The organism is Thalassospira sp. UBA1131 (assembly GCF_002311515.1).
Classification (GTDB): domain Bacteria; phylum Pseudomonadota; class Alphaproteobacteria; order Rhodospirillales; family Thalassospiraceae; genus Thalassospira.
Genome location: NZ_DCAO01000049.1, coordinates 6,895 through 18,026 on the forward strand (window position 1 = coordinate 6,895; position 11,132 = coordinate 18,026).

General features: G+C 55.3%; 8 protein-coding genes. 7 read left to right on the plus strand and 1 reads right to left on the minus strand.

Annotation, left to right across the window (positions count from 1 at the left end; genetic code table 11):
• Nucleotides 1-1,633: methyl-accepting chemotaxis protein (locus B3Z49_RS07875; RefSeq protein ID WP_296989670.1), on the plus strand; the 1,633-nt coding region annotated here is incomplete at its 5' end.
• A 139-nt stretch (nucleotides 1,634-1,772) separates the two neighbouring features.
• Nucleotides 1,773-2,282 carry a winged helix DNA-binding protein gene (locus B3Z49_RS07880; RefSeq protein WP_063088853.1) on the plus strand — a complete coding sequence of 170 codons (510 nt, stop codon included), beginning with the start codon at nucleotides 1,773-1,775 and terminating at the stop codon, nucleotides 2,280-2,282.
• A 63-nt stretch (nucleotides 2,283-2,345) separates the two neighbouring features.
• Here the strand turns inward: B3Z49_RS07880 and B3Z49_RS07885 are convergent, their stop codons facing one another.
• Complete coding sequence (locus B3Z49_RS07885; RefSeq protein WP_296989674.1) at nucleotides 2,346-3,098, minus strand: SDR family oxidoreductase; 753 nt, start codon at nucleotides 3,096-3,098, stop codon at nucleotides 2,346-2,348.
• A gap of 270 nt (nucleotides 3,099-3,368) precedes the next feature.
• On the opposite strand from B3Z49_RS07885, the gene B3Z49_RS07890 reads away from it, so the two are divergent.
• The 5 genes from B3Z49_RS07890 to B3Z49_RS07910 form a co-directional block, all read left to right on the plus strand.
• Nucleotides 3,369-4,343: a TRAP transporter substrate-binding protein gene (locus B3Z49_RS07890; protein WP_008889616.1), complete on the plus strand. Its 975-nt coding sequence runs from the start codon at nucleotides 3,369-3,371 to the stop codon at nucleotides 4,341-4,343.
• Nucleotides 4,344-4,484: 141 nt separating this feature from the next.
• Entirely contained in the window at nucleotides 4,485-4,997 is a 513-nt protein-coding gene (locus tag B3Z49_RS07895; RefSeq protein WP_063088856.1) for a TRAP transporter small permease, read from the plus strand.
• A 9-nt stretch (nucleotides 4,998-5,006) separates the two neighbouring features.
• Complete coding sequence (locus tag B3Z49_RS07900) at nucleotides 5,007-6,308, plus strand: TRAP transporter large permease (protein WP_296989679.1); 1,302 nt, start codon at nucleotides 5,007-5,009, stop codon at nucleotides 6,306-6,308.
• 69 nt (nucleotides 6,309-6,377) lie between these two features.
• Nucleotides 6,378-10,019, plus strand: coding sequence for a hydantoinase B/oxoprolinase family protein (locus B3Z49_RS07905; protein WP_296989680.1), 3,642 nt, complete (start codon nucleotides 6,378-6,380; stop codon nucleotides 10,017-10,019).
• A gap of 328 nt (nucleotides 10,020-10,347) precedes the next feature.
• Nucleotides 10,348-11,132 (plus strand): glutamate synthase-related protein (locus B3Z49_RS07910; protein WP_296989685.1); only part of this gene is annotated, 785 nt, incomplete at its 3' end.

An 11,132-nucleotide genomic window follows, 5' to 3' on the forward strand; every position in this document is an offset into this window, starting at 1 on the left:
GCTCCAGGAAATCGTGACAGCCTTTGCCAACTATGACGCGAAGTTCGCGGTGGTTGTCGGTTTGCAGCGAGAAATCGGGTTGAACGAGGAAGAGGGGCTTCTTGGACGGCTACGTTCCTCGGTGCATAATGTCGAAGAGGCGCTCAAGAAATATAATGCCGACAACCTTACCGTTATCATGTTGATGATGCGCCGCCACGAGAAGGACTTTCTCGCACGCCTTGATCCAAAATATGTCGGTCGGATCGATGACCGCCTTGCCGAGTTCGGACCGGCATTGGCCGCCTCAAACATTCCCGCCGACGAGCAGGATAAAATCACCGACTTGATGAAGTCATATGTCGCTGACTTCAAGGCGCTGTCTGAAAAGATCCTGCAACGCGAAGCAGAGCTCGGCTTTTTGTCCGACTATTATGCCCAGGCTGAACCGATCCTTGATGAGCTAAGTGCATCGATCGGTCAAGTTGCTGCGACTGAAATGCAACGGGCTAAAAAGATTGCGGAAACCAGTCTGATTGTCACGGTCGCCATGTATGTCATAGGTCTTATTGCACTGATGGGGCTCTCGTTCTTGTTGGCGCGCGCCATTGTCAGTGCGATCAGCGGTTTGACCAACAAAATGACCCGACTGGCTGAAAACGACTTTGATGTCGATATCAACGAAGTAAAGAGGGCGGACGAAATTGGCGAGATGGGGCGTGCGGTTCTGGTGTTTCGCGAAAACGGTATCGAACGCATCAAGCTTGAAGCGGCGCAAAAGGCAGAGGACGAAAAACGCCGCAAACGCATGGAGACTCAGGAACGCTATATTCAGGAATTCGATCAGGCGGTGGTTGCCGTCATGGCCGATGTCGGAATAGCGGTGGAGCAACTCCATCAGGTGTCCAATGTGTTGCGCAACAGTGCTGAGACAGCAACCAACCAGTCGATGGCGGTGTCGTCCGGTGCGGAAGAGGCGTCTTCGAATGTGCAGTTGGTTGCCACGGCCGCAACCGAACTTTCGGCATCTATCAACGAGATTTCCGGTCAGGTCACGGAAACGTCAACCATGGCACAGTCCGCAACCGAGCGGGCGCGCAATACCAATGACAATATTCAGGGGCTTAATGATTCTGCGATCAAAATCGGCGAAGTCATCAGCCTGATCAGTGATATTGCCGAACAAACCAACTTGCTGGCCCTTAATGCAACCATTGAGGCCGCCCGGGCGGGGGATGCAGGCAAAGGCTTTGCCGTTGTCGCAAGCGAGGTGAAAAACCTTGCCAATCAGACGGGCAAGGCAACCGAGGAAATCACATCCCAGATCAATGATATCCAGCAGGCGACAAGCCTTGCCGTCGATGCAATCGACGAGATTGTCAAAATGATCTCCGACATCAGCGAACGTGCAGCTGCGGTGGCGGCAGCGGTTGAGCAGCAAACTGTTGCCACCAGCGAGATTTCGCAGAACGTGGAGCAGGCCGCCGCCGGGACAGAGGAAATCTCGGCTGCCATGCAAGGGGTGTCTGCAGCTGTCAATGAAACCAACGAGGCCGCTGGCAACGTCAATGTTTCGGCCAATAATCTTGGTCAACAAAGCGGTGATTTGCGGTCGCAGATTGATGGTTTTCTCGAACGGATGCGCACACTTTAACGGTGAATTGCCGATAAGTATAAGGCGGCAGGGGCTTTACCTTGTCGCCTTTATCGCGATAAAATGCCGACAAACTTCCAATGAATCTGGTCGGAACCTATGTTGGTGACCGGGAATACTGCATTACAGGGAACGTCGGATGGCTGATAAAACACGTATCGTCTCATCGTCACATCTTGTCTCGGAACGCGCAGCCGAACTGTCGGAACTTGAATTTGCGTTGATCCTGTCAGGCAACGCATTTAACCGCTGGATGGTGCGGTGCATGCGTGCCGCAGGCATGCCCGATGTGTCGGTTCTCGATATTCTGGTGCTGCACAATGTCAATTCCCGTGAACGGGAAAAAAGCCTGTCTGAAGTGTGCTTTGTCCTGAATGTCGAGGACAGCCATCTTGTGAACTATTCCCTTAAAAAGCTCCGCAAACTCGGACTGGTCGAGGGTGTCAAACGCGGCAAGGAAGTGCATTACGCGACCACCAAGGACGGCCGTGAAATGTGTGAGAAATACCGTCAGGTCCGCGAGGATTGCCTGATTGAGACTTTCCAGCGGCTTGGCGTCAATAGCGAGGAAGTCGGGGATGTCGCCAAGACCCTTCGCGCAATTTCCGGCGTCTATGATCAGGCATCACGTGCCGCAAGCGCAATGTAACTCGCGCTGCTGATACCGGCGCCAAGGTTTGTCCCTCGTATCCCCGACGTCCGGGAACAACACCTAGGGCTGAATAGGTAAAAGGGTGCGGTTGTAGGTCGGGGACATCACGATTTCGTTGAAACAGACCCGCATGGGGGCCCCGGCGACATAAGTCACGATTTCTGCAAGATCGCTTGGCTTTAAAAGACGATCAAGTTCTTCCTGCTCTATCGGTATCGGTCGTTGCTGAAGGATCGGGGTGGCAACCTCGCCCGGCGAAATGCAGCAACAGCGGATGTTGTTGTGCAGTTCTTCCTGATTGATGCTGTGCGAAAGATCGACGACACCGCGCTTGGATGCAATATAGGCCGGGCCTGCGACCGGGAATTCATGCTTTGCTGCCCAGGAAGCAATATTGATGATCAGTCCGTCTTGTTGATCGCGCATCAAGGGCAGGGTCGCGCAAACGGTGTTGGCAACACCGTTCAGATTGACGGCGACGATACGTTGCCAGTCTTTGATATCAAGATCGCGCCAATGCCGTTTCGGGGTGTTCACACCAGCACAGTTGATCAGCACATCAATTTTACCCATCGCGCTTTTGATTTTCTCGACCGTTTCAAAAACCTTGTCGCTGTCACTGATGTCGAGCGGGTAAATTTCAACTTTTCCCCCGCTTGCCGCAATGTCATCTGCAACTTGCCGAAGTGTCTCTTCGCGCCGCGCCGAAAGGGCAACGTGCGCCCCGCCAGCCGCCAGAGATTTGGCAATTGCCTCACCGATGCCGCTACCGGCACCTGTAATCCAGACAGACTTCCCCGAAAGATCAGACATTGGATTTTCCCCACTTGTTATTTGTTTGATCGCTAGTTGAATGCCCCCGGCAGGCAACAATAACAACAAAAATATCAGACGAATGGTCGGTTTTTGCGGGTTCACGCAGCCAGGGTTCTACGGTGTTGTTTCCCGCATTTTGCATATCTGCTATGAATTAAAGTTGACAATTTGTCGGCAAAATGTGATCAATGTGTCGGGAGGCTACTTTGGAGTCTCGATACGCGATAACGTGTATCGGCTTGCATCACACACAGGGAGACTTGAAAAATGTTGAAAAAAGCACTTTCGACTGTCGCAGTCGCAGCGATCACCATGTCAGCCGGCTTTGCATCCGCTGAAGAAACCTGGGACATGGCAACGCCGTATCCTGACGCGACTTTCCACACCCAGAACATCATTGAATTTGCCAAGGATGTGAATGAAGCATCCGGCGGTGAGCTGAGCATCACGGTTCATTCCGGTGGTTCGCTGTTCAAGCATGCTGACATCAAACGTTCGGTTCAGCGCGGCCTGGTGCCGATCGGCGAAACCCTGATTTCGCTGTTGGCCAACGAAAACCCGATCTACACCGTTGACGCGATCCCGTTCCTTGCGACTTCTTATGAAGACGCCAAGAAGCTTTGGGAAGTATCGCGCGAAGGCATCGAAGCAGCCCTCGCAAAAGACGGTCTTAAAGTTCTTTATGCTGTTCCGTGGCCGGCACAGGGCCTTTACACCGCAAACGAAGTTAACAGCGTTGCTGACCTCGATGGTGTCAAGTTCCGCGCCTATAACGCCACCACGTCCGAACTGGCATCGCTGACCGGCATGGTCGCGACCCAGGTTGAAGTTCCGGAAATCCCGACCGCCTTTGCAACCGGCATTGTCGAAGCGATGATCACTTCGCCGTCGACCGGTGCCAACTCCAAGGCATGGGACTTTGTTTCGAACTTCTATGACGTTCAGGCATGGCTTCCGAAAAACATGGTTATCGTAAGCGAAAGCGCATTCGATGGCCTGTCTGCCGACGTTCAGGCTGCTGTTCTTGAAGCGGCTGCCAAAGCCGAAACCCGCGGCTGGGAAATGAGCATGGCAGAAGCCGAAGAGAAAAAGAAAATTCTCTCTGAAAACGGCATGAACGTTGCTGCACCGAGTGCAGAACTCAAAGACGGTCTGGCAGCAGCTGGTGACAAAATGGTCGCTGGTTGGCTGGAAAAAACCGGCGATGAAGGCCAGGCCATCATCGACGCGTTCAAGAACTAAGCACCAGTTCTTGCCAATTGTCGGGGCCGGACGGCTGTCGTCCTCCGTTCGGTCCCGGACAATCCGCACATTTTAATGTTACTGTCCGTTAGGTACGATACGTCGCTTTGGGGATGATCGTTGGCGGAAAGGGGGACTGCTGTGCGCAGACTGCTAGATTATTTATTCAAATTCAGTGCCGTTTTGGCGGCCGCGTTCCTGGTAATCATTGCGCTGCTGATCCTCGCCCAGTCCTTGGGGCGTCTTGTCGGGATCGCCGTTCACGATGCCAATGAATTGGCCGGGTTCTCGCTTGCTGCCGGTACGTTCCTTGCCCTGGGGCCGGCGCTTCGCGCGGGCACCCACATCCGGGTCATGATCGTCCTTTCACACCTTAAAGGCCGTGTCCGTCGGACAATGGAAGCGATCACGCTGTTGGCTGCGATCTATCTTGCCGGTTACTTCGCCTGGTGGATGGCGGTTCTGGCCGAGGAAAGCTTTTCGTATGGCGATACCTCGCCCGGCGTTCTGGCCTTCCCGCTGTGGATCCCGCAAACCGCCATGGCCTTTGGACTGGTTGTCTTTACCATCGCTCTGCTCGAAGCATTTGTTGATCTTCTGGCTGGCCGCGAACCCGCTTTTGTTGGCGGCGAAGCGAACGAACTGAACGAGTAGGGGGCGGTCATGGACGTACTTCAAATCGGTCTTATCCTGATGGGCCTGCTGTTCCTGTTTCTGGGCGCTGGTCTATGGGTTGCACTTGCACTTTTTGCCATTGGCGTCTTTGCCATTGATGTTTTCACCAGTGCGCAAACCGGTCCGATCATCGCGACCACAGCATGGTCAAGCCTTGCGACCTGGTCACTGGCACCGCTGCCGCTGTTTATCTGGATGGGTGAAATCCTGTTTCGGTCCCGCCTGTCCGAAGACATGTTCACAGGTCTTGCCCCGTGGCTGAACAAACTTCCGGGTCGGTTGTTGCATGTAAATATTCTGGGCTGTGGTATCTTTGCCGCGGTGTCGGGGTCGTCGGCGGCAACGGCGGCCACCATCGGGCGCATGTCGATCCCGGAACTGCGTAAACAGGGCTATGCCGACAGCCTGATCCTTGGAACCCTTGCCGGTTCCGGTACACTGGGGCTTCTGATCCCGCCGTCGATCATTTTGATTGTCTATGGTGTTTCGGCTGAACTTTCGATCGCCCGTCTTTTCATTGCCGGCGTGATCCCCGGTGTGATGCTGATCATCATGTTCATGAGCTTCGTTGGCATTTGGGCCACGATCAACAAGGACAAGATGCCCGAAGCGGCCCCCAGCATTCCATTTGCTGAAAAGATCCGTGCATCCGGCCGTCTGATCCCGGTTATTGTTCTGATTGCGGCTGTCATCGGCTCGATCTATGGCGGGGTGGCAACCCCGACAGAGGCTGCGGCATTCGGTGTGGTCGGCGCGTTGATCCTCTCAGCCCTTAGCGGGTCGCTTTCCAAGGAAAGCCTGCTTGATGGCATTATGGGGGCAACCCGGACGTCCTGCATGATCTGCTTTATCCTTGCAGGTGCGGCGGTGCTGACGGTTGCCATGGGCTTTACCGGTGTGCCGCGTGAACTGGCCGCATGGATCGCCCAGATGGAGCTGTCGCCTTATGCGCTGCTCGGTGCACTGACGATCTTCTTTATCGTTCTGGGATGTTTCCTTGACGGTATTTCGGTGGTGGTTCTGACAACCTCTGTGATCCTGCCGATGGTGCAGGCTGCTGGCATCGACCTGTTGTGGTTCGGCATCTATGTCGTGCTGGTGGTCGAAATGTCACAGATCACGCCACCGGTCGGCTTTAACCTTTTCGTTCTGCAAGGACTGACAGGCAAGAACCTGTTCAAGATTGCAGTTGCTGCCTTGCCATTCTTCTTCCTGCTGTTGTTTGCCACCCTTCTGATCACCGTATTTCCGGGGATCGTTACCTGGCTGCCAACACAAATGAGTGGCTAACAGTTCATGATTTGAACTGACCAAAATACTCGAATTTTCTGACTACAGATGCCTGAAGGAGTGAGCATCATGGCCCCGCTCGACCAAAATTCGCCCGCCTCGCAGACCACCGGACAGCCGAAATGGCAGTTCTGGATCGATCGCGGCGGCACATTTACCGATATCGTTGCCCGCAAACCCAATGGCGCGCTTGTCACCCACAAACTGCTGTCGGAAAATCCCGAACGGTATAAGGACGCCGCCATTCAGGGCATCCGCGAACTGCTTGAGGTCGCCGACGGCGAGAAAATCCCGGCCGAGAAAATCGAAGCCGTCAAAATGGGCACCACGGTTGCGACCAACGCCCTGCTGGAGCGTAAAGGCGACCGTACCGTTCTGGTCACCACCAAGGGCTTCCGCGATGCGCTGCGTCTGGCCTATCAGAACCGCCCGCGCCTGTTTGATCGCAACATCATTCTGCCCGAAACGCTTTATGAAACCGTGATCGAAGCCGCTGGCCGTTTTGACGCGCAGGGTCATGAACTCGAAGGGATGGACCTCGATACCCTGCGGCCCGACCTTCAGAAAGTCTATGACAGCGGCATTCGTGCCTGCGCCATCGTGTTCATGCATGGCTATCGTTACACCGCGCACGAACTGGCCGCTGAAAAGGTCGCCCGTGACATCGGCTTTACCCAGGTTTCCGTCAGCCATCAGGTCAGCCCGCTGATGAAGCTGGTATCGCGCGGCGATACCACGGTGGTGGATGCCTATCTGTCGCCGATCCTGCGTCGTTACGTCGATCAGGTCGCCTCCGAACTTGGCGGCGTGAAATTGATGTTCATGCAGTCCAATGGCGGTTTGACCGATGCGGTCAAGTTCCAGGGCAAGGATGCAATCCTGTCCGGTCCGGCTGGCGGTGTGGTTGGCATGGTCCGCACGGCTGAAATGGATGGCTTCAAACAGGTCATCGGTTTTGATATGGGCGGCACATCGACCGACGTTTCGCACTATGACGGCGAATACGAACGTGATTTCGAAACCCAGGTCGCCGGTGTGCGCATGCGTGCGCCGATGATGAAAATTCACACGGTTGCCGCCGGTGGCGGCTCGATCCTGCATTTCGATGGTGCGCGTTTCCGCGTTGGTCCTGACAGTGCCGGTGCAAACCCGGGACCGGCGGCCTATCGCCGTGGTGGTCCGCTGGCGGTGACTGATATCAACGTCATGCTGGGTAAGGTGCAGCCGGACTTCTTCCCGAATGTCTTTGGCCCCGAAGGGGACGAGCCGCTTAATGCCGATGCCGTGCGCAAGGGCTTTGAGGAAATGGCCGCTGACATCGAAAAGAACACCGGCCAGATCCGCACCCCCGAAGAAGTCGCCGAAGGCTTCCTGCGCATTGCCGTCGAAAACATGGCAAACGCCATCAAGCAAATCTCGGTCCAGCGCGGCTATGACGTCAGCGACTATATCCTGCAATGCTTCGGTGGTGCCGGTGGTCAGCATGCCTGTCAGGTTGCCGACACCCTTGGCATGACCAAGGTCTTTGTCCATCCGTTCGCCGGTGTTCTGTCGGCCTATGGCATGGGCCTTGCCGATATCCGTGCGATGCGAGAACAGGCGGTTGAGGGAAAACTTGCCGCCGAAGGTCTTGCAGATCTGGATAAGCAGCTTGATGCCTTGGCGGTTGACGCGCTTGCGGAACTGAAAGAACAGGGCATTTCGGATGACAAGATCAGCCTGCTGAAACGCCTGCACCTGCGTTATGACGGTACCGACACCCCGCTGATTGTTGATTTCGGCGATGTTGATGCCATCACGGCTCAGTTCGAAGAACAGCACAAACAGCGTTATGGCTTTGTCATGACCGGAAAGCCGCTGGTGGTTGAGGCCGTCGCGGTTGAGGCGATTGGCGAAACCCAAAGCCTTCCGGCGTCGTCGGCTGAGCTTGATGGTGCTGAGGTTATGCTTAAGCCGCTTGCGACCCGTCCGGTCGTCTTTGATGGCAAAACCGAACAGACCCCGTTCTACAAACGCGAAAACCTGAAGCCGGGTGCGACTGTGCGTGGTCCGGCGGTGATTGTAGAGCCGGTCGGCACCACCGTGATTGATCCGGGCTGGGAAGCCAAGGTGAATGGCCAGGATCATCTGATCCTGAACCGTGTCGTGCCGATGAAACGTTCAGAGGCGATTGGCACCCAGGCCGATCCGGTGATGCTTGAAGTGTTCAACAACCTGTTCATGAACATTGCCGAACAGATGGGTGTGACGCTTGCCAATACCTCATACTCGGTCAACATCAAGGAACGTCTGGACTTCTCATGTGCGGTGTTTGATCAGGAAGGCCTTCTGATCGCCAACGCCCCGCATATGCCTGTCCACCTTGGCTCGATGGGTGAATCCGTTCAGGCGGTGATCAAGAACAACGACGGCAAAATGAAGCCGGGCGATGTTTATATGCTCAATGACCCGTATAACGGCGGTACGCACCTGCCTGACATCACGCTGATCACCCCGGTGTTTGGCGATGATGGCAAGGAAGTGCTGTTCTATGTCGCATCGCGTGGTCACCATGCCGATGTTGGCGGTATTACGCCGGGTTCCATGGCGCCAAACTCGCGCGTTCTCGAAGAAGAAGGCGTTTTGATCAACAACTTCAAACTGGTTGATCAGGGCACGTTCGATGAAAAAGGCCTGACCGACCTTCTTGAAGGTGCGAAATATCCGGCACGTAACCCGTATCAGAACATCGCCGATCTGCGGGCCCAGATCGCGGCCAATGAAAAGGGTGTGCAGGAACTGCGCAAGATGGTCGATCACTTTGGCCTTGATGTCGTGCATGCCTATATGCAGCACGTCCAAGACAACGCCGAAGAAAGCGTGCGTCGTGTGATCGACGTCCTGAAAGACGGTGAATACGCCTATGAAATGGACAATGGCGCGGTTGTCCGCGTCAAGGTCACCATTGATAAGGCAACCCGTTCGGCCACAGTTGATTTCACCGGCACGTCCGATCAGCTTGATAACAACTTCAACGCCCCGTCGGCGGTCACCCGTGCTGCCGTGCTGTATGTCTTCAGAACGCTTGTTGATGATGACATTCCGCTCAATGCCGGGTGCCTGAAGCCGGTCAATCTGATCGTGCCCGAAGGATCGATGCTCAATCCGCGTTATCCGGCCGCCGTTGTCGCCGGCAACGTTGAAACCAGTATGCATGTCACCGATACGCTTTATGCGGCCCTTGGCGTGCTGTCGGGTGGTCAGGGCACGATGAACAACTTCACCTGGGGCAACGATACGCACCAGTATTACGAAACCATCTGTGGCGGTACCGGTGCCGGTCCCGACTTTGATGGCACGGCAGCTGTTCATTCGCACATGACCAACTCGCGCCTGACCGATCCGGAAGTGCTTGAATGGCGCTTCCCGGTCCTGCTCGAAAGCTTTGAAATCCGCAAAGGATCAGGTGGTAAAGGCAAACACAAGGGCGGCGATGGTGCGATCCGTCGTGTGCGCTTCCTCGAAGACATGACCGCATCGATCCTGTCCAACCATCGTCGCGTGCCGGTTCAGGCCTGCGCTGGCGGGGAGCCCGGTCAGCTTGGCCGCAATGCCGTCGAACGCATCGATGGCACCGTGATCGAGCTTAAGGGCACCGATGGTGCGGAAATGCATCGGGGTGATGTCTTTGTCATCGAAACCCCGGGTGGCGGGGGTTACGGCAAGGCCTGATCGGCCCCTGCATTACCAGATGTTGCGGACCGGGAACGTGTTCCCCCCTTAAACACCTGTTTGTTTCCGGTCCCCAAAGCCGCCTTGCTTCCCTGTTGCAAGGCGGCTTTTTCTTGATGTTGGTTCAAACGTTCCCACATTCAGATCAAATGGGGGGCAATTAGGGTTTAGACCCTGAAATCAACGACATTGCCATTGAGGCCCGTGATCAAATCAACGATGATCATGGATGTTGCTGCTATCTCGGATACGAAGGGTCAGATGCCTCCCCGCACAAGGCGGCTTTTCGTGGATCAGATCGGCCAGAACAGGACAGGAAGAGAGCACCGTGAAATTCTTCATTTTGAACAAGCGCTACTTCGTAATGACGGGTGTTGTGGTTTTGGCTTTGGCCTCTGTGATCTTGGCGACGGCCGTTGATGTCTGGTTCTGGGTGCCTGCAGTCATTTTCGGGTTGCTGGTGCTGGTTGGTATCCACGACCTGTATCAGAACAAGCATTCCATCCTGCGTAACTATCCGATCAGTGCGCATATCCGCTTCATCCTCGAAAGCTTCCGTCCGGAAATCCGCCAGTACCTGCTTGAAAGCGATCAGGACGAAATCCCGTTCAGCCGTCAGGCACGCGGCCTTGTCTATCAGCGCGCCAAGGGTGTCGAAGACAAACGCCCGTTCGGCACGATCGAGGAAGTCTATAAATCCGGCTATTCATGGATTACCCATTCCGTCGCGCCCAAGCACATCACCGATACCGATTTTCGGGTGCGCGTTGGCGGCCCGCATTGCAAGCAGCCCTATGATTGCAGCCTGTATAATATCTCTGCCATGAGCTTCGGCGCACTTTCCGGCAACGCAATCCTGGCGCTCAACAAGGGCGCCAAGAAGGGCGGCTTTGCCCATGATACCGGCGAAGGCAGCATTTCACGTTATCACCGCGAAGGCGGTGGTGACCTGATCTATCAGGTCGCGTCGGGCTATTTCGGGGCGCGCAACGAAGATGGCAGTTTTTCCGAGGAAAAATTTGCCATAACCGCCGCCGACCCGCAGGTCAAAATGATCGAGGTAAAGCTTAGTCAGGGCGCAAAACCCGGCCATGGCGGCATGTTGCCATCGGC

Excerpts from the sequence above, each read along its gene's own strand:
- B3Z49_RS07880 (WP_063088853.1), top strand. The coding sequence starts at position 1,773 with ATGGCTGATAAAACACGTATCGTCTCATCGTCACATCTTGTCTCGGAA.
- B3Z49_RS07885 (WP_296989674.1), bottom strand. The coding sequence starts at position 3,098 with ATGTCTGATCTTTCGGGGAAGTCTGTCTGGATTACAGGTGCCGGTAGC.
- B3Z49_RS07890 (WP_008889616.1), top strand. The coding sequence starts at position 3,369 with ATGTTGAAAAAAGCACTTTCGACTGTCGCAGTCGCAGCGATCACCATG.
- B3Z49_RS07900 (WP_296989679.1), top strand. The coding sequence starts at position 5,007 with ATGGACGTACTTCAAATCGGTCTTATCCTGATGGGCCTGCTGTTCCTG.
- B3Z49_RS07905 (WP_296989680.1), top strand. The coding sequence starts at position 6,378 with ATGGCCCCGCTCGACCAAAATTCGCCCGCCTCGCAGACCACCGGACAG.